This is a genomic window from Tepidanaerobacter acetatoxydans Re1 (assembly GCF_000328765.2).
In the GTDB taxonomy this organism is placed as follows: domain Bacteria; phylum Bacillota; class Thermosediminibacteria; order Thermosediminibacterales; family Tepidanaerobacteraceae; genus Tepidanaerobacter; species Tepidanaerobacter acetatoxydans.
The window spans coordinates 1,074,871-1,092,007 of record NC_019954.2 but is presented as its reverse complement, the minus strand read 5'-3'; the positions used below and the strand labels follow the sequence as shown (position 1 = coordinate 1,092,007).

Here is a 17,137-nt window from a genome sequence, read left to right as displayed (position 1 = left end):
ACTCATTCTCCCTTCGTTGTTACACATAAATTGCATACTACTCTTTATGCCGTTTTCTCGTCCTTTGCAAAGCCGATGAATTTCATCTTGCCGGGGTCGAATAAAACATCTATCATGCCGACAGGGCCGTTTCTGTGCTTGCCGATGTGGATTTCCATATACCGGCAGTTGTTCTGTTTGCAGGTTATGAATTTGTCTTTTTGGCTGTTACTAAGTTGGTTTTCTGTTGGATAATGCAAAAACCAGATATTGTCGGCGTCTGCTTCGATTGCACCGGATTCCCGAAGGTCTGATAATACTGGTCGTTTGTTTTCTGCGTTTCTGTTGAGTTGTGCTAAGACTATGACCGGTTTGTTGATGTCAAGTGATAGGTTTTTGAGGTTTCTGGATATGCTTGCAACTTCTTGCTCCCTTGTTTTATTTTTGCCGTCTGGTGTGAGTATTTGGAGATAGTCTACGACGATGAGGTCTAGGCCGTATTTGGCTTGAATCTCCTTTGTAACAGCCTTGATGTCGCTTGGTGTTTTCGATTCTGTATCTATGATTAAATCCGATGTGCTATATTTACCCATAGCTTTCCCCAGCCTCTCCCATTGTGTATCGTTTATTTTCCCTGCCTTAATTCGGCCTGTATCGATTCCACTTGCCATGGAAAGAATCCTCATACCAATTGCATTCCCTGACATTTCACGGCTGACAAAATGCACTTTTCGGCCTTCTTTTGCTAGTTTCGTGGCTATATAAAGTCCTAAAGCTGTCTTGCCCACTGATGGCCTTGCGGCTATAACGGTCATTTCTCCGTCAAACAGGCCACCCGTGTAGTAGTCAAGGTCAGGTATTCCTGTGAGTAATAAGTCGTTTTTCTCGGCTTTGATAAACTGGCTTTCAATCCATTCCGTAGTTTCAAAAAGCACTGTCTTGAGGCTTTTTATCTTCGTGTTTTGTATGTCTGATTCAATATTGTCAAGGGCCTCATATATCTTTGTCTTTATGGCCTTTGCATCTTCGCCGGCCTTAATATCGCTTTTTATGGCCGATGTAAGTTTGTTTATTTTTCGTATGGCTGATATGTTTTTGACTTGAGCGGCCATTTTGTCAACTTCATCTTTTGTCGCCGCAATCATGCTGTCCATTTTGATTATGTCAGCTATGACAATGCTTGGCTCGGCCGCTTTGACGCTTGCTAGTGATATTGTTTCGCCTGTTAGCCAAAGGTGTTTTACAACTTCAAATACTTTTTTATTGTTGATGTTGGTAAAATCATCTTCGTTGAGTTTTACTAATGTATCATCCCCGCCTCGCTGTATGATTGCGGCAAGTAGGGCTGTTTCTAGTTCGTTCACCATCCCACCTCCTTTAGTGGCCGATGTGATTCTTGTTGAAAGGCATTGATTTGCGGCTCTTTTTCTGTCTTCCATTCTGCCGACTTTTTACACCAATTGCGGAATTGCGACCGGGCATTAGAATTTTTAGCGAGTGGCTTATCGAGCTTATACACGCTCCATTTTTTTAGTTCTTCCTTTATATCTAAAGAAGGAAAATCTATTAAAAGTGAATTTATGAAGTCTGTATCTTTTTCGGTATCGAAAGGATAATTGTCGATGTTTTTAAGTTGGTTAAGAAGTTCTCGCAAAAAAGGGTTATTAACTACTTCTTTATCTTTATCTTTATCTATATCTATATCTCCTTCTTCTTCTGTTGCGTTACGTAACGTTACAGTAACGTTACATTCATCTTTTTTGCCTTCTTCTAGCATTTTTTTAGCCCTGTGTTTAGCCACTCGTTTACGTGTCTGCTCCCTTATACGCTCAAGCCCCTCTATGTTTTGATGCTTTTCCCAGTTAGTAATCTTTAAATATCCTTCATTGTTAAACTCAATCATTTTTAGCCGCTTAAGGGTTTGTAATGCTAACTTGACAGTGTTTAAAGGCCTTCGGAATTTATGGGATAACATTTCGTCTGTGTATGGTATATTTTCTGTGAGGAATATAAAGCCGTTTGCATTACACTTGCCCGCTAAAGTAAGTAATTTCACCCATATAACCAATATGGCATCGGCCTCGGGAAGGCTCTCAATAAAGTCAATTTTCTCATCCTCAAACATATTTGTTGTTATTTTTATCCACTTTACCTCTCCCATACGCTCCCTCCTTGAGGAAAAAGAAGGCGGGTAGGGGGTTATAACCCGCCTCAATAAAGCTAACTTAATGCCCACTTACCGAAAACGATTTAGACCTGTTTATGCAACAAGCTCTACGCTATTTATCCACTTCTTAATCCTCTTCATCCCTTTGACTTCAGAAAAATATTTTGTGCTGCAATAAAGCTGTTTACCTTCACCAAAGTCCCGCTCGACGCTCTTGTCCACGAATTCTTCAAACAAAATCCTATACATCTTCTGCGATTCTCTGTCGTATTGGTAGATATACTTGACGTTGTCTGCCTGCAATACCGGCACGAGAATTGATTGTAAGCTCCATGCCTCGAAGGTGTGAAAGGCATGTTTTGCACTATATATCTCACGATAGAAGCACCAGTCGCCTTTAATATTGAGTACCTTTCCGGCCACCTTCCAGCCACTAGGTGTTTTAATTTGAAATGCTCGCTCTTTTCTCATTTATTGCACCCCCATAATTCTAGTTAAGGCTCTCATATTCTCCTGCTTGTCTAACATGCTCTGAAGAATAATTACAGACATATCGTACTCAAGCTTTAGAGATTTGTATTCTGCAAGCCATTTTTGGTAGCCTGCATTTTCCTTCTTCCTTCTTTCAAGCTCTGCTTGCCTTTTTGTCTCATTTGAATAAACTGGCTTGCCTGCTTCGTTCACTTCATCTGCTATTCTAGCAATTTGCTCACATTCCCAAACCTTCATATATTCCTGCAATTCATCGAGCTTGTTTTTCTTATATAAAATTTGTCTTCTGCACTCCTTTATTTCCTCATGTATACTCAACAAAACGTCTTTAACTTCCATGTTTATCCTCCTTGTTTTTTTCTAGCAATATTGATATACTAGAGATGGTATTGGAGGGCCTAGAAAGGCCCTGTTTTTATTGTTCAGGTAAAAGGTCATTTATTTTCTCTATTAAGTCGCTTGCCTCTTGCTTGGTTAAATCTTTACTACTGTCTTTACTATAATGTAATTTAATTAACCCCTTCATTTCTTCCCCTGGGATACCTTTTTCATTAGCCATGGCATACAATTTTTTCAATTGAGCTGCTGTGGCTTTGTCGGGTTTTTGAGTTTTGTTTTCGTCGGTTTTTGTGGCAGGTGACTTTTTGTATGCCTTCACCGGATTTGCATTGCCATTATTTCCACTTGCAAAATTCCCGTCGTCGTCATCTTCTGATGAAATTCCTAGCATTGCTGAAAGTGCATATCTCCTTGCATATGTGATTGCACTTCCTGCCCCTTGTGCTGTGGCTTTATCGGCTTTTAAAGTAAGCGGATCACTTTCTATCCATTCTCCCGATTCGTGCGTAATCAAGGTAGTAACTGTGACATTCTGCCCATCCCCAGAAGGGCTTTGAAGGACACTTAATCCATGTTTAGATAGAATAGGTCTTACGGTATTTAAAATGTCATTTAAAGGTGCATATTTGCTGTTGAAAAAGGGATTTTCTTCTGTATTTGCAGGGTTTTTCACCTCTGCCTGAAATGCCGCCAATGCCTTTGCAATGTTTTTGATACTCTCACTTTTTTGCACTTGTAACCCTCCTTAACTTTGCTGCCATCTCACCAGCTTTACCGACGTATAAGTAAACTAGTTTTTTAATCTTCCTCACCTCCAAACAAAATTTCAAGTTTTCTTCTTGCAAGTTTTGAACAAACTTCATCATACTTTTCATTCCATTCCCACGGCGGTATAGCTTCATCCATCGCTGCTTGTTCGTGTCTGATTTCTTCCAATTCGTTGTAGTTATACATTGTTTACACCTCCTAAAATCTCTGCATAGTAGCTGTAGCCTTCTAGTCGCCCGCTCCCCGGAGCATCCATAAGTATAGGTGTTGGCGTCCAGTATTGTGGGTTATACCAGACTACTTCCTCGCCTTCGTTGGGCTTGAATATCCAGCCGTAGCCGCCTTGGGATTTTGCGAATTTAACTGCGCTTTGTAAGTCTTTGAATGTGATTTTTTTGATGCCGTCTAGCATGGCTTTCCTCCTTTCATGCTGATTCATGGTCTTATCCTCTTGTATGTGGTAAAATTTACATGAGCCTGAACTTACCTCCCGTAAAAGGAGGTGATATCCTTGTTTAACAATGAGACTTTAAGAGCTTTGTCCCTTGAAATTCTAAAATCTAAATGTGATCTAAAGAATTCCAGTGAAGAAGAAATATTAAAATTCTACTTAGACATTTACGCAAGTCTTCAAAATGCCAATAAAACATTAAAGTCTGACGACAATATAAAAATCTTAAAGTAAGTATCCTTTAGCTATCTCACCCATAGCTAATGATATTTTTACAACTAGTTCAGGCTCATTTTTTACTAATTCCGACTTGCTTAACTCTCTTAATTGAACTAACTGGTCATATAAAATTTTTTCTACACTTAGTTCTTTACCTCTGTTTTTAAGTTCCTTCACCAATTCTTCTGTTGAAATCATTTTTAACTCTTCCACTTCTTCTCCCTCCTTTCATGTATAAAAATCGGAAAACTTTCTGTGTAATCCACTGCATGGTTTGTCCTCCTTTCATGTATAAAAAAACGAGAGGCGAGCGTCATGCGATATTAGCATCATGCTGTGAATCTCGTATTTTTGCTTCTTTTTCGTAAGCACCAGCGGTAAAAAAAATATATTCTATGCCGACACCAAAGAAATCGGCGATTATTTTTGCCATTTTAAGGCCAGGTGTCCTTTCCCCAATCTCATACATGGCTATAGTGCTAGGGCTGACACCAAGTTCATTTGCTAGGTCTCTCTGTGTCAGCCCTTTACTGTTTCTTAGCATTGCCAGTCTATTCCTTCTTTTACCCATGTTTCTGCCTCCTTTCACGTTTCGTCAGCGTCTTTCATATACTATTATACCACGATTCGTAAGCATGTCAAGGGTAAAAACAATCTTTTTTTACATTTCGTCAGCACTATTGCTGCGGCTCACTTATTGTGATAGTATATTTGTACATTACTCACGGAATGATAGTAGAAGGGAGGGAATTACAATGTTTAACGATAGGATAAGAAAGCTACGAAATGACAAGGGCTTAAGCCAACGGGAATTAGCCAAAATGCTCAAAATATCCCCAAGCACTATAGCAATGTATGAATTGGGGAAAAGAGAACCAGATATAGCTATGTTTCAGAGGCTTGCCGACTTCTTCAATGTGCCAGTCGAATATGTGATGGGCGTTTCGGATGAACCAAAACCATGGTGGGAAAAAGATGAAGAGCCTACTGATATAGAATTAGAGGAATTTATAAAAAATAATTCCAATATTAAACTCATGGGAGATCCGCTTGATGAAAAAGCCAAAGATGATGTGCTTATGTTTCTACGTGCGGCACACCAGATGATAAAGGAAAAGAGAAAGGCCGAGGAAGAGGTTGGGAAGGAATAGATAAATAATTCACTTGGGAGAGGAATTATTATGCCGGAACGTTTAGAGAACAGACTTGTTAATAAAAGTATTGAAGCCTTTATTTTAGGTATAGAAATTTATAATAAACCCACTATAAAATATCGTGTAGAGGGATTTAGTTTTTTTATATGTAACGCTTGGGAATTACTATTAAAGGCATATTTGGTCAAATGTAAAGGCGACGATTCAATATACTATTCAGATAACCCTGATCGCACTTTATCATTGAATAGATGTATAAAAGATGTATTCACCAATGATAAAGACCCATTGAGAATAAACTTAGAGACAATAATTGATTTAAGAAATATAAGCACTCATTTTATAACCGAAGAATATGAGCAAATTTATATACCATTATTCCAGTCCTGTGTTCTTAACTATTCTAATAAATTAGCTGATTTTTTTAATATAGATATTTCGACTCATATTCCACAGAACTTTTTAACATTATCTATTAACATCGACGAAATAACTGAAACTACTATAAAGGCAAAATACCCCAGACAAATCGCAGATAAAATATTAAAAGCAACTAAAGAAATTAACCGGCTATCATCCGAACATGGGCCGAGATTTTCAATTTCTATCACTCATGACTTACATTTAACTAAAAATAAAAAACATGCTTCAGCAGAGTTTAGACTTAGTGAAAGTGCTGAGGATGCGGCTTTTATAATAAAAGATATCCGAGATCCAAAAGAAACTCATAAATATACTACCGGTAAATGTGTAGATATTTTAAATAAGTGGATAGAAAGAGACGGGTTAGCATTTCAAAGTTTAAGCCCAGCAAAAGGCAAAGACAATACTTTTAATGCTTATCACTTTAGATTGTTCACAGATTTTTATAATTTGAAAAGTGATATTAAGTATTGTTATGAATTTAACCTACATAGCCAACCAACTTTTACATATAGTCAGGCCACTATAAATTTAATTTATTCCGAAATAAAAAAAGACCCTGAAAATATAATTCAGCATCTCAAAGATAAAATAAATAAAAGTTAACCCCAGGGGCAAAGGAATTCTAAGGTTAAATAACCCTACTCCCATTTGGGAACCCAGCCTTATCCTTCACGAGTTAACTTTATTTAATCATAGTATATACTATTTTTATAGAAAAATACATCAGGCTAGGAGGCCATATTTAGCCTCAAGATGCAATAATGTCCGTAATGCTGTGAATAACTTGTGGATATATAGATTTTTATTTAAATGTTTTATAAATAATTTTTGTTTTTATTTTCGTCCACCCATGACGGACATTTAATAATATTACAGGTTTTGCACTGTCCTTCTACCATAGACATTCAAGGAGGATTCAATGACTTACATAAGAGAGGCTGAAAAAATTGCCAATAAATACAATACCAGAAACCCTGTTGAAATCGCCAAAAACATGGATATAAGCGTTGTTTATTTGCCTTTTGATGAATTGTATGGCATGGCATGCTCTTTGGGAAAATACAGGCTTATTGGCGTGAATTCCGGCCTTGATGAGCCTATACAAAGATTAGTCATAGCCCATGAATTAGGTCATTTTGTATTGCACCCGGAAGGAAACTTTTTCTTTATATTGAATGAAACCATGTTTTACAGCAAGTTTGAGTATCAGGCCAATATGTTTGCAATAGGTTTATGCTATGGTGAGGAGGTGGCAAGATATGACTACGTGAGAGAAATTGCATCGGGAAAAATCGAAAATTTATGCAAAATTTTATAGAAGGAAGGATGCCGCCCCATCGCCAACGTCGCCGCCCTATTTTCGGCTGTAACCCGCATGGAATGCGCAGCCACGGCCATATCGTCTAGGGGTTCAGGACGCCGCCCTCTCACGGCGGTAACGGGGGTTCGAATCCCCCTATGGCTACCAAAGCATATATTTAAAGAAGTCGTTGCACAAATGCAATTAATTTATAGGCTGTTAGACTACTATGGGGAACATCATAAAGCTATTTTAAAATAGTTTTGCGATGTTCCCTTTTCTGTTATCAGTCTGCCAACACAAAATCTATTTGCCTTTCAGCGACATTTACTTTGTACACCTTGACTTTCACAATATCACCTATTCGAAAAGTCCTTCCTGTCCGTTCACCGTATAATATCATGGTTTTTTCATTAAAGTGATAGTAATCATCTTCAATATTGCTTACATGCACAAGCCCTTCTATGGTGTTGTCCAGTTCAACAAAAATGCCAAAAGGTGTAACTCCGGAAATAATAGCATCATCATACACCTGTCCAATTTTTGTAGACATATATTCAGCAATTTTCAAATCAACGGATTCTCTTTCTGCTTCTTCGGCGATACGCTCACGCTCAGAAGATATTTTAGCTATTTTTTCTACAAGTTTACCTAGCTTTTTCTGACGCTTTAAATCCAGTTTATTTTCTTGTTGTTCCCGTAAAATCCTGTGTATTGCAAGATCCGGATAGCGCCGTATGGGAGCTGTAAAATGAGTATAATAAAGTGACGCAAGGCCAAAATGGCCTAAATTCATCTCACTATATTGGGCTCGTTTTAAAGATCTCAGCAGCATTGTGTTTATCAAACGCTGTTCAGGCTTACCTTTTGCCTTTTCCAAGATTTGCTGCAGAGATTTGGGTTTTATGTTATTTGTTCCTTTTATGGTGTAGCCTAGATTGTAGAGGAATTCTCGCAGAGTAATAATTTTTTCGTCATCCGGCACTTCATGAACTCTGTAAATAAAAGGTGCTTTCAGCCAGAACATATGCTCTGCCACTATCTCATTAGCCGCAATCATAAATTCTTCTATAATGCGATTTGATATTCGTCTCTCTTCTTTTACTACATCGATTGGCCGTCCTTGATCATCGAGAATAACCTTAGTTTCATCTAAATCAAAATCCAGACTGCCTCTTGCAAATCGTTTCTGTGTCAGTTTTTCTGCTAACTGTTTCATTAAAATTAAATCATCTATCAAGTAATCAAAACGTTTCATAACTTCCGGATCTTTTTCTTCCAAAATTTTATTTACTTGAGTATATGTCATTCTTTCACAGGTTTTGATAACTCCGGGCGTTATTTTGTAACTCTTAACATCGGCATTTTCGTCAAAATCAATTATTACACTCATAGTAAGTCGGTCTACTTGAGGATTAAGACTACATATACCATTGGAAAGTTTTGGCGGCAGCATTGGAATTACTCTATCCACCAAGTAAACGCTACAACCTCTTTTTAAAGCCTCTGCATCCAAAGGGCTTTTTTCCTTTACGTAATAACTCACATCAGCAATGTGAACTCCCAGTCTATAACCATCATTAGTTTTTTCAATAGAAACCGCATCATCCAAATCTTTAGCATCTTCACCATCAATGGTCACCGTTTTTAAGTTTCTAAAATCCTTTCTGCCTCTTAAATCTTGCTCTCTTACTTCATCAGGAATTTGTTCTAACTGTTTCATAACCTTTGGCGGAAATTCTAGAGGAAGGTCGTACTTCTTTATTATAGATAAAACATCAATACCGGGTTCGTCTTGATGACCTAATATTTCTACTATCTCTCCTGCTGGATTTCTATACTTACCAGGCCACTCCGTAATCTGTGCGACAACCTTATGCCCTGTTTTTGCACCTTTTGCTTTTTCTTTTGGAATAAATACATCATAGAATAATCTCTTATCATCTGGTATTACAAAAGAAAATTGCTTACCTCTTTCTACAGTCCCAACAATTTTTTTATTAGCTCGTTTTAAGATGCGAATTACCTCGCCCTGAGTTTTCAAAGTCCTGTCTGCCGGTATTTTAGGTCGAACTAAGACCAAATCGCCGTGCATTGCACCATTCATATCTTCACGACTGATATAAATATCTTCCTGTTCTGTGTTATTAGGCACTAAAAAAGCAAATCCTCCCGGATGGCATTCCAATTGACCCGCTATCAAATTCATTTTTTCCGGAACACCATATCTTCCCCTGCGGTTTTTTACCACCATTCCGGTTTTTTCCATATAATCAAGGGTTTTTATAAGGAGATCTATTTCACTTTTATCAATATTCAATGCTGAAATAAGTTCCCCTTCGGTCATAGGTTTATACGCTTTTTCCTTCATAAAGTCCAACAATTGCTCATTTAAAGGCACATACATCTCCCCTATTCTATTTTGAAATTCTATTGAACAGGTTTGTCTATATTTTACCCATTATTGGCAAATATAACAACATCTCATTTTACTATTTTAATGCACATCCAAATTTTCATAATATTTAGCCGCAATTTATATGTATTTTAAATCAGTTTTACTATTATTTTAAATATTTCTTTCAGCAGCTGTTCAATACTTCTAAAATTATAATATTTGAATAAAAATTTAACGGTAGGATGTTATAGTATAATCGAGGATAAGCCCAACAGTTTTTTCAAAAAATAGATAACAAAGAAATAAAGGTGGGTGAATCACTTGTTTGCAAACCAAAAGTTTCGTGTCGCAACACTTATTTTTGTCATTATTATCATGGGGCTTAGTTACAATATTTTTATAACACGATCATTGCCTGCATTTAAATTGTTCATTGCAGGTCAGACTGTAGCCATTGACCCGGGACATGGCACCATAGATAAAGGTGCGGTCCATGAGGAAACCGGAGTTACTGAAAGCCCCATAAATCTGGCAATTGCTCTGCAGCTTAAAGAACTCTTGAAAAAACAAAATTTTAATGTGGTTTTAACTCGTGACAAAGAAACTATGGAGAACCAGACTAATGGCAAAGACCTTCAGCGTCGGATAGACCTTGCTGTAAAAGCCAATGCTGATATTTTGGTTAGCATCCATGTAAACAAATTTCCCGAACCTCAATATTTTGGTGCCCAGTGTTTTTACAATCCCCGAAAACCTGAAAGCAAGTTACTTGCTTTGCTCATCCAGGAAGAGTTAAAAAAATTAGATTCGGAAAATATAAGAGAAGCCCTTCCTAAAGATTTATTTATACTAAGAGAAAGCCCCATGCCTGCTGTTTTAGTTGAAGTCGGTTTTTTATCAAACCCTCAAGACCGTGAAAGATTACAAGATTCTACATATCAGGAAAAGATTGCACAATGTATTGAAAACGGCATTAATCGATATTTTGCAGGTGATTCTCCTACACAAACTCCTAAATATAATTGAAAATATTATGCACACATGATATTCTTTTCATATAAAATAAATGAGCTTAGATATATAATGCTGTAATACCAACTAAGCCAAGTTTGCGGCAGGGATTCTATGTATAAGAAGTTTTTAGGAGGAAAGCAAATGAGCATAAAACCGATAAAACAGTCAAATTCTCAAACTGATTTTGAAGATAATCTGCAAGTTAGGGAAAAGGTATCAAACATCCTTTCTGAAATACGAAAAAAAGGTGATATAGCCTTATTTAACTTCTGTCAAAAATTTGACGGATTTGAAGGCGGCAATCTTAAAATATCATCCGAACAGATTCAATCCGCCTATAAAAATCTCGACTCTGAAGACATTCAAGCTATGAAAAAAGCTGCAGAACGGATTGAACAATTCGCTCAGTTTCAAAAGGAGTCAATATTACCTCGCGAAGTCGAACTATCTCCGGGTGTCACTCTCGGTCATCATATTCTTCCTATTTCTTCATCAGCCTCTTATGTGCCCGGCGGAAGATACCCTCTTCCATCTTCGGCATTGATGTCGATTATACCTGCCCGTGTAGCCGGAGTAAAAAGGATTGTAGCTTGCTCGCCGCCTGATCGTTCCAGTGGCACTATTCACCCTGCTACACTAGTAGCCATGGATATAGCCGGAGCTTGTGAGATATACTGCATGGGTGGTGCCCATGCCATCGGAGCATTGGCATTTGGTACGGAAAGCGTTGCTCCTGCCGATATTATCGTAGGCCCCGGAAATCAATGGGTAACCGAAGCAAAACGCCAGGTCAGCGGCAATGTCGGGATAGATTTCATCGCAGGGCCCAGTGAAGTACTGATAATAGCAGATGATGCGGCAAATCCCGAATTCATAGCGACTGACCTCTTGGCACAGTCAGAACATGATCCGCAAGCCAGAGGTATCCTGGTATCCACTGATGAAAAGCTTATTCAAAGTGTTTTAAAATACTTAGAAGGTTTTTTAGGACAACTTCCTACTGCCTCAGTAGCCCGCAAGGCTTGGGAAGATAATGGAGAAATTTTCCTTGTGGATTGTTTTGAGGAAGCTGCTCATTTATCCAACAAAATAGCGCCGGAACATCTGGAATTACATATGTCGAATCCCGATACCATAATTCCACAACTTAGCAATTACGGGTCTTTATTCATCGGTAATTGGGCTGCAGAAGTCTTTGGAGATTATGTTTCAGGAACTAATCATATTCTTCCTACTATGAGAGCAGCCAGGTATACCGGCGGTGTATGGGTGGGCACCTTCTTAAAGGTAGTAAGCTACCAGAAAATCACGAAGGAAGGAGCCCAAGAACTGGCACCGGTAGCATTAAAACTTGCCGAGCTCGAAGGACTCTACGCTCACAAACTGGCGGCTGATTTAAGGGGTTAAATTTTACATTTATTTTAAGGAAATTGATTTTTGCTTTGTTTTTTTAGAATAAGTTATATTTGATTTCACTGTAGAAAGTCAGTTTTGCCATAAAAGTATCTATATAATGTTTTGTCATAAAAAAAGCGGGCGGCCAATGGCCGCCCCTACTTGTTACACCCACTATGCAGTCTTTATCTTTATTGATTATTCTCCAATAATGCCTTTACGGACGTTTCCAATCTGCTTTCTTCGCCTACGCTTCCCGTCATAAGAATACCTACTAATTTTACATTGCCATTCTTTCGAGATACTACAAGCAGAGGACTGCCCATGCTGCTGGTTTCCTTAAGCCATCCGTCTTCATCCACATCCATGCCGCCCGCTAAAACTACCTTGCTTAAATCTTCCGGGAGCAGGCGATATTCCAATGCATATACCTCAATAGTTTCATCTGTTAAGTCGTCAAAGCTTTTCACAAGTTCTAAACGCGTTATTTTGCTGTCAATAATTTTAACTTCCGGATTTTCTTCATAGTATGCAATATCTCTGTTTATTACTTCCCATGCCAAACCGGTAATTGGGTCTGACTCATCGGCTTTATATGTTTCGTGCATTTTAAGCGGCCCATCTGCTCCGCCAATTGTACTAATGGAACTATTTCCATTCTTCTTAATAAAATCTCCTTCTATCTTATCTGCTATTTTTAGAAGCTGTGCAAATGTGTTTTTATCTGCGGAAAGCTCTCGCACATCTTTTCCTATCATGGCATCTGCCTGATCCTTTGTGTATTGAATTAGATATTCATTTTTGCCGTCAGTCAAATTAAAGTTGATATAATCAACGTTACCTATGAGCGAAAATATGATAACGGCATTTTTCTCAAAAGGTGTTTGATTCAAAGCACCGGTATATCTATTTCTTGTCTGTGTATCGGTATTCAAATGCACTGTAATACCATAAGGAACATTTTCTGTGTGAAGTTCAAAATAATCATAGTCTACCTTCTCTGGGAACTCTAACAACTGTATGATATTGCCGACCTTTGATGCATCACCTACATAATCTGTCTTATATTTTAAAAATTTCTCGGCTGAAGTTAAATATTCGGTTTTGTTTGAAGGATTTGCTATCAGTGCTATTGATATTGCTATAACCAAAACTGCAGCCGGACATACAGCCCAAAGCACCGGCTTTTTATAGCTTAGCACATTTTTGATGCGAGATTTAATATTGCTTTCTCCAAAAGCCAGTGGGATTAAAATGCCTGATTGCTTTGCCGAAAGAGAAAGTAAAGAATGAGAATAGCTTGCTCTTATATCCTCACTTGACTGCCTAATAACGCTCTCATCGCATGACATTTCCATATCTTTAGACATGAGGAAATAACAAAGCCACATGAGTGGGTTAAACCAATGAATAATCAGCACTAAAAAAGCGAATGGCTTGATAATATAGTCCAGCCTTCTTATATGGGTTTGTTCATGTGCTAAAATAAAATTCAATTCCTTCTCAATTATCCCAGCAGGTATATAGATTTTGGGATTGATAAAGCCACAAACAAATGGAGTAGTGATTTTGTCAGTTTCAAATATATTGTCTTTTACAAGGGTTGCGGTTTTAATATTATTTATTACCTTCAAATAGGAAATAATGCTGTAGATAAGTAATACTACAATCCCAAAAATCCAAATATAACCGGCAATCCCTATTAAAATTTGCATGGGATTTGAACTGGCTATCGACGTAGCTGGTGGCAGTGATGAGTTAATAGCATCATTTATCCTGCTAATTCCGATATCAATCGAAGGTTTTTGCATTAAGCCAATTCTGTGGGGCACATATTCTACTATACCCGGGCTTGATTGAGTTTTAAGTGAAAGAAAACTCAAAAAGCTGAACGAAGAGTTAAAACTAAAAGGAAAAACAAGTCTTATCAGTAATGGAAACCATAATGCATAGGAAAAGACTTTAGGCAACTTTATCAAAAACGAACGTATTATTATAATCGCAATAGCTACATAGCTTGCAGTGATGCTCATATTGAGTACGGTTATAAATAGTCTGCTCACTTTGTGGCCTCCTCTATCATTTTTTGGATTTCTTCAGCTTCCTTTTTTGACAGCTTTTTATCTTGTAGAAATGTAGCCAAAAAAACAGGCAAAGAACCATCGAACTTATCCTCTAATAGCAACTCACTCTCATACTTCTGAACCTCTTCTCGTTTTACCAGAGCAGTAACTGTTGCATTTTCATTTTTTAAAATGCCGCGCTCAGATAGCTTTCTTATCATAGTATAGGTAGTAGACTTTTTCCAACCTAATTTTTCCCTGCAAATTTTCGTAAGTTCCGTAGAGTTAATAGGTTCAATTTCCCAAATAATATCCATGAATTTATACTCCGCATCAAAAAGCTTCAAATCTTCCATAAAATCTACGCCTCCAGTTAAGTCTATTATAGTAAACCTTTACTCTAAGTCTATCGCAATAAACCAATATTGTCAATAAAAAATAAAAGCTGCCAATGCAATATAACCAGACAGCTTTTTAACTGATATTATTCTTAAAAGCATCTTGAGCATAAAACCTACTGAAGATTGCTCCCTGTGTTAAATTTTGCGGTTATTTATCCGAACTGGGAATAAAAGGTATAATCCTTGATGCCAAATTACCGATGGGCATGGATTGCAGCCATATCTTTCCGGGACCTTTTAGAGTTGTTAGAAACAGGCCTTCTCCCCCAAAAACTACATTTGTAAAGCCCTTAACCGTTTCAATGTCAAAATTTACACTGGGTTCAAATATGGCTACATGCCCTGTATCTACTTTCATTTTTTCGCCGGGATCTAGTTGGTATTCCACCGCTTCGCCGTCTATTTCAAGAAAAACCCATCCCGGCCCTGTCACTCTTTGCAGTATAAAACCTTCGCCTCCAAAGATGCCGGCACCTAATTTCTTCTTTAAATGTATTTCCAGTTTTACACTTCGCTCGGCACAAAGAAAAGAGGTTTTTTGACATATCAGGGATTCTCCTGTATCAAGATAAATTGGGACGATTTTTCCGGGAAAGGACGATGAAAAAGCTATGGTTCCTGAACTTTTATTGAGAGTATATGTGGTCATAAAAAGGCTCTCTCCGGCCAGTTTCCTTGCTATTCCTCCAAAAAGTCCACCTTCCATATTTGTTTTCATTTCAAACCCATCACTCATCCACGACATACCACCTGATTCGGTAAAGATGCTTTCACCTTCATCTAAAGTAAGAAGCACCACAGGTAATGTATCTCCTCGAAGCTCATATTTCACAAAATCACTCCTCGTCAGCCTTAATTACATTAATAATACCACACTAGAAAAAGCAGGTAAACATTCTTATACATAAACCATTATGAATGTGTACAATTTATTTGAGATAATTTAGTGCTCTCTTTGTTTAAAAAATATAATAAAAAACAAGAGCCTTGCACAATTATATATAAAATAGGCTCTTTGGCCGAGAATATTTTAACAGGTGAGAAGCTCTTGTTTTTTTAAATGGCATAGCCGAAATTATTTTAGGCTTTTACAGTCCTAAACCTATTTGTAACCGCATTATATTTTTACTTAATACCGGCTATTTAATATACTCATTGCTTACTAAGATATCTGATATTATCTGTGTTGGTATAACAAATTCTTGAATTCCCATATATCCTGGGGCTACATCATATTTGTCAAAGGAAATAACGAGTTTGTCATCACTGTTGATATAGAAATTTTGTTCCTTTGATATTTTTTCAAACAGCTCTACAAGGCCTTCATCTTCAATACCTTCAACCCAGTAAATCATATTATCATCAGCCTCATGCCGCATCTTCATTTGCTCCTTGATATTTTCGCTTATAGTATCGACATAGCTATCATCTTTGAATAAACTCGGCAGAGTTATCAAAACTTCATTTTTCTTATCTATGGTATCGTATTTAAAGGTTGTTGATGATGATCCTACTGTGTTTACGACATAACGGCCTATTGATAGAATCCTGTCAGTATCTGTTTTTACAACATATCCGCTGTCTACACCCAGATGCCCTCCGCCATTTTGCTTCATATCTTCCATATCAGCTATAAATTGCTCATATAATTTTTCATTTTCCTTAAGATACTTCTCGTTTAAACTGCTTTGCAATTTTTCATCTTTTAAACCACTGATTTCAGGCACCTTTATGTTTGCATTAAAAGTATCCTCGTCTACGGTATATTCTCTAAAAGTAAGCACCTTCACAATGCTGCTGACAACAGGGATTTTCGAAAGGGTTTTGGCAAAAGCAGGACTCGTATTAACGCCAATTGTAAGCACAGCTACACAAGCTGCTGTAGACGCTGCCACGACAGCAGCTTTCCTCAATCTCCCTTTTGACGCCATAGTAGTGCTATTTGAACGGCTCTCCTTTAAGGCTTTTTTAACTACAAAGTCAAGCTCTTGTGGAATGGGAATATCCATGTATTCTTTTTTTAGTTTCTCTAAACTATTGTTTTTCATTTTGAAACCTCCCAATTTTCATCATTCATTTTAATGCGCAGTTTTTTAAGACCAGTATAAAGGCGGGTTTTTACAGTATTTACATTTTCGTTTAAAATTTTGGCAATCTCTTGAAGCTTTAAGTCTTCAAAATATCGCAAAATGATTATACTGCGGTAATTCGGCGGTAAATCATCTAAGGCAGCCTTTAAATCGAAATCTTCGTAACTGTCATATTCGCTTTCATCATTGGCATATAAAAAGACTTCACTAACTACAATCTCCTTCTTTCTCTTTCGCAAAAAGTCCAGCGAAGTGTTTACTACAATCCTATAAAACCAAGTCTTTATGTAACTTGGGTTTTTTAATGAATCTAACGATGCAAAAGCTTTATATATAGACTCTTGGATAATATCTAACGCATCATCAGAATTTCTAACATAACTATAAGCTAGTCTGTAATACCTGTCTTTAAATTCAATTACATGTTCTGCAATTTGTTCTTCCAAGTCGGTTTTACTCATTCGCGCGAGTTTCTCCTCTC

Annotated in this window: 21 protein-coding genes and 1 tRNA gene; 7 read left to right on the top strand and 15 right to left on the bottom strand. The window is 37.4% G+C overall.

The window, feature by feature from the left end:
- Nucleotides 1–44 precede the first annotated feature (44 nt).
- The 7 genes from TEPIRE1_RS05130 to TEPIRE1_RS05105 all read right to left on the bottom strand — a co-directional run bounded on the left by TEPIRE1_RS05130 (nucleotide 45) and on the right by TEPIRE1_RS05105 (nucleotide 4,184).
- On the bottom strand, nucleotides 45–1,343 hold the full coding sequence (locus TEPIRE1_RS05130; protein ID WP_013778102.1) for a replicative DNA helicase: 1,299 nt from the start codon (nucleotides 1,341–1,343) through the stop codon (nucleotides 45–47).
- Nucleotides 1,340–2,140: a phage replisome organizer N-terminal domain-containing protein gene (locus TEPIRE1_RS13250; RefSeq protein ID WP_013778101.1), complete on the bottom strand. Its 801-nt coding sequence runs from the start codon at nucleotides 2,138–2,140 to the stop codon at nucleotides 1,340–1,342. Before TEPIRE1_RS13250 ends, TEPIRE1_RS05130 begins: the two co-directional genes overlap by 4 nt.
- Before the next feature lie 99 nt (nucleotides 2,141–2,239).
- Nucleotides 2,240–2,617: a hypothetical protein gene (locus tag TEPIRE1_RS05120; protein WP_013778100.1), complete on the bottom strand. Its 378-nt coding sequence runs from the start codon at nucleotides 2,615–2,617 to the stop codon at nucleotides 2,240–2,242.
- Complete coding sequence (locus TEPIRE1_RS05115) at nucleotides 2,618–2,977, bottom strand: hypothetical protein (RefSeq protein ID WP_013778099.1); 360 nt, start codon at nucleotides 2,975–2,977, stop codon at nucleotides 2,618–2,620.
- A 76-nt stretch (nucleotides 2,978–3,053) separates the two neighbouring features.
- Nucleotides 3,054–3,710, bottom strand: coding sequence for an ERF family protein (locus TEPIRE1_RS05110; RefSeq protein WP_013778098.1), 657 nt, complete (start codon nucleotides 3,708–3,710; stop codon nucleotides 3,054–3,056).
- A 65-nt stretch (nucleotides 3,711–3,775) separates the two neighbouring features.
- Nucleotides 3,776–3,931 (bottom strand): hypothetical protein, encoded by a 156-nt coding sequence (locus TEPIRE1_RS13825; protein WP_013778097.1) that lies wholly within the window; start codon nucleotides 3,929–3,931, stop codon nucleotides 3,776–3,778.
- Nucleotides 3,924–4,184 carry a hypothetical protein gene (locus TEPIRE1_RS05105; RefSeq protein WP_231848330.1) on the bottom strand — a complete coding sequence of 87 codons (261 nt, stop codon included), beginning with the start codon at nucleotides 4,182–4,184 and terminating at the stop codon, nucleotides 3,924–3,926. Before TEPIRE1_RS05105 ends, TEPIRE1_RS13825 begins: the two co-directional genes overlap by 8 nt.
- A 72-nt stretch (nucleotides 4,185–4,256) precedes the next feature.
- On the opposite strand from TEPIRE1_RS05105, the gene TEPIRE1_RS13820 reads away from it, so the two are divergent.
- Nucleotides 4,257–4,430 carry a hypothetical protein gene (locus tag TEPIRE1_RS13820; RefSeq protein WP_013778095.1) on the top strand — a complete coding sequence of 58 codons (174 nt, stop codon included), beginning with the start codon at nucleotides 4,257–4,259 and terminating at the stop codon, nucleotides 4,428–4,430.
- On the opposite strand, the gene TEPIRE1_RS05100 is transcribed toward TEPIRE1_RS13820, so the two are convergent.
- Nucleotides 4,422–4,628 carry a hypothetical protein gene (locus tag TEPIRE1_RS05100; RefSeq protein WP_013778094.1) on the bottom strand — a complete coding sequence of 69 codons (207 nt, stop codon included), beginning with the start codon at nucleotides 4,626–4,628 and terminating at the stop codon, nucleotides 4,422–4,424. The two genes, TEPIRE1_RS13820 and TEPIRE1_RS05100, sit on opposite strands and share 9 nt — an antisense overlap.
- Nucleotides 4,629–4,728: 100 nt before the next feature.
- Nucleotides 4,729–4,986, bottom strand: a complete 258-nt coding sequence (locus TEPIRE1_RS05095; RefSeq protein ID WP_013778093.1) for a helix-turn-helix transcriptional regulator — start codon at nucleotides 4,984–4,986, stop codon at nucleotides 4,729–4,731.
- 184 nt (nucleotides 4,987–5,170) lie between these two features.
- Between TEPIRE1_RS05095 and TEPIRE1_RS05090 the strand changes: the two genes are divergently transcribed.
- The 4 genes from TEPIRE1_RS05090 (at nucleotide 5,171) to TEPIRE1_RS05075 (ending at nucleotide 7,463) form a co-directional block, all read left to right on the top strand.
- Entirely contained in the window at nucleotides 5,171–5,566 is a 396-nt protein-coding gene (locus tag TEPIRE1_RS05090; RefSeq protein ID WP_013778092.1) for a helix-turn-helix domain-containing protein, read from the top strand.
- A 30-nt stretch (nucleotides 5,567–5,596) separates the two neighbouring features.
- The gene (locus tag TEPIRE1_RS05085) at nucleotides 5,597–6,598 is read left to right on the top strand and encodes a DUF3644 domain-containing protein (protein ID WP_013778091.1); all 1,002 of its coding nucleotides are present in this window, start codon (nucleotides 5,597–5,599) and stop codon (nucleotides 6,596–6,598) included.
- A 316-nt stretch (nucleotides 6,599–6,914) separates the two neighbouring features.
- Nucleotides 6,915–7,313 (top strand): ImmA/IrrE family metallo-endopeptidase, encoded by a 399-nt coding sequence (locus TEPIRE1_RS05080; RefSeq protein WP_013778090.1) that lies wholly within the window; start codon nucleotides 6,915–6,917, stop codon nucleotides 7,311–7,313.
- Nucleotides 7,314–7,387: 74 nt separating this feature from the next.
- A tRNA-Glu gene (locus TEPIRE1_RS05075) sits at nucleotides 7,388–7,463 on the top strand.
- A gap of 118 nt (nucleotides 7,464–7,581) precedes the next feature.
- On the opposite strand, the gene rnr is transcribed toward TEPIRE1_RS05075, so the two are convergent.
- Entirely contained in the window at nucleotides 7,582–9,702 is a 2,121-nt protein-coding gene (gene rnr / locus TEPIRE1_RS05070) for a ribonuclease R (RefSeq protein ID WP_015295215.1), read from the bottom strand.
- Nucleotides 9,703–10,014: 312 nt separating this feature from the next.
- On the opposite strand from rnr, the gene TEPIRE1_RS05065 reads away from it, so the two are divergent.
- Both TEPIRE1_RS05065 and hisD read left to right on the top strand, forming a co-directional pair.
- Nucleotides 10,015–10,719, top strand: coding sequence for an N-acetylmuramoyl-L-alanine amidase family protein (locus TEPIRE1_RS05065; protein ID WP_013778088.1), 705 nt, complete (start codon nucleotides 10,015–10,017; stop codon nucleotides 10,717–10,719).
- Nucleotides 10,720–10,848: 129 nt separating this feature from the next.
- Nucleotides 10,849–12,114 carry a histidinol dehydrogenase gene (gene hisD / locus TEPIRE1_RS05060; RefSeq protein ID WP_013778087.1) on the top strand — a complete coding sequence of 422 codons (1,266 nt, stop codon included), beginning with the start codon at nucleotides 10,849–10,851 and terminating at the stop codon, nucleotides 12,112–12,114.
- Nucleotides 12,115–12,293: 179 nt separating this feature from the next.
- Here hisD and TEPIRE1_RS13440 read toward each other — a convergent pair whose 3' ends face one another.
- The 5 genes from TEPIRE1_RS13440 to TEPIRE1_RS05035 form a co-directional block, all read right to left on the bottom strand.
- A complete protein-coding gene (locus TEPIRE1_RS13440; RefSeq protein ID WP_013778086.1) occupies nucleotides 12,294–14,165 on the bottom strand; it encodes a M56 family metallopeptidase in 1,872 nt (623 codons plus the stop codon).
- The gene (locus tag TEPIRE1_RS05050; RefSeq protein ID WP_013778085.1) at nucleotides 14,162–14,521 is read right to left on the bottom strand and encodes a BlaI/MecI/CopY family transcriptional regulator; all 360 of its coding nucleotides are present in this window, start codon (nucleotides 14,519–14,521) and stop codon (nucleotides 14,162–14,164) included. The genes TEPIRE1_RS13440 and TEPIRE1_RS05050 overlap by 4 nt, the downstream gene beginning before the upstream one ends.
- A gap of 193 nt (nucleotides 14,522–14,714) precedes the next feature.
- Nucleotides 14,715–15,398, bottom strand: coding sequence for a TIGR00266 family protein (locus tag TEPIRE1_RS05045; protein ID WP_013778084.1), 684 nt, complete (start codon nucleotides 15,396–15,398; stop codon nucleotides 14,715–14,717).
- Between the two features lie 307 nt (nucleotides 15,399–15,705).
- Nucleotides 15,706–16,614 (bottom strand): anti-sigma-V factor RsiV, encoded by a 909-nt coding sequence (gene rsiV, locus TEPIRE1_RS05040; RefSeq protein ID WP_013778083.1) that lies wholly within the window; start codon nucleotides 16,612–16,614, stop codon nucleotides 15,706–15,708.
- Nucleotides 16,611–17,117 carry a sigma-70 family RNA polymerase sigma factor gene (locus tag TEPIRE1_RS05035; RefSeq protein WP_013778082.1) on the bottom strand — a complete coding sequence of 169 codons (507 nt, stop codon included), beginning with the start codon at nucleotides 17,115–17,117 and terminating at the stop codon, nucleotides 16,611–16,613. The genes rsiV and TEPIRE1_RS05035 overlap by 4 nt, the downstream gene beginning before the upstream one ends.
- Nucleotides 17,118–17,137: the final 20 nt, after the last annotated feature.

Coding starts and splice junctions, on each gene's coding strand:
- TEPIRE1_RS05050 (WP_013778085.1), bottom strand. CDS start 14,521: ATGGAAGATTTGAAGCTTTTTGATGCGGAGTATAAATTCATGGATATT.
- TEPIRE1_RS05095 (WP_013778093.1), bottom strand. CDS start 4,986: ATGGGTAAAAGAAGGAATAGACTGGCAATGCTAAGAAACAGTAAAGGG.
- rnr (WP_015295215.1), bottom strand. CDS start 9,702: ATGTATGTGCCTTTAAATGAGCAATTGTTGGACTTTATGAAGGAAAAA.
- hisD (WP_013778087.1), top strand. CDS start 10,849: ATGAGCATAAAACCGATAAAACAGTCAAATTCTCAAACTGATTTTGAA.
- TEPIRE1_RS05120 (WP_013778100.1), bottom strand. CDS start 2,617: ATGAGAAAAGAGCGAGCATTTCAAATTAAAACACCTAGTGGCTGGAAG.
- TEPIRE1_RS05090 (WP_013778092.1), top strand. CDS start 5,171: ATGTTTAACGATAGGATAAGAAAGCTACGAAATGACAAGGGCTTAAGC.
- TEPIRE1_RS05085 (WP_013778091.1), top strand. CDS start 5,597: ATGCCGGAACGTTTAGAGAACAGACTTGTTAATAAAAGTATTGAAGCC.
- TEPIRE1_RS13825 (WP_013778097.1), bottom strand. CDS start 3,931: ATGTATAACTACAACGAATTGGAAGAAATCAGACACGAACAAGCAGCG.
- rsiV (WP_013778083.1), bottom strand. CDS start 16,614: ATGAAAAACAATAGTTTAGAGAAACTAAAAAAAGAATACATGGATATT.
- TEPIRE1_RS13250 (WP_013778101.1), bottom strand. CDS start 2,140: ATGGGAGAGGTAAAGTGGATAAAAATAACAACAAATATGTTTGAGGAT.
- TEPIRE1_RS05035 (WP_013778082.1), bottom strand. CDS start 17,117: ATGAGTAAAACCGACTTGGAAGAACAAATTGCAGAACATGTAATTGAA.
- TEPIRE1_RS05080 (WP_013778090.1), top strand. CDS start 6,915: ATGACTTACATAAGAGAGGCTGAAAAAATTGCCAATAAATACAATACC.
- TEPIRE1_RS05115 (WP_013778099.1), bottom strand. CDS start 2,977: ATGGAAGTTAAAGACGTTTTGTTGAGTATACATGAGGAAATAAAGGAG.
- TEPIRE1_RS05105 (WP_231848330.1), bottom strand. CDS start 4,184: ATGAATCAGCATGAAAGGAGGAAAGCCATGCTAGACGGCATCAAAAAA.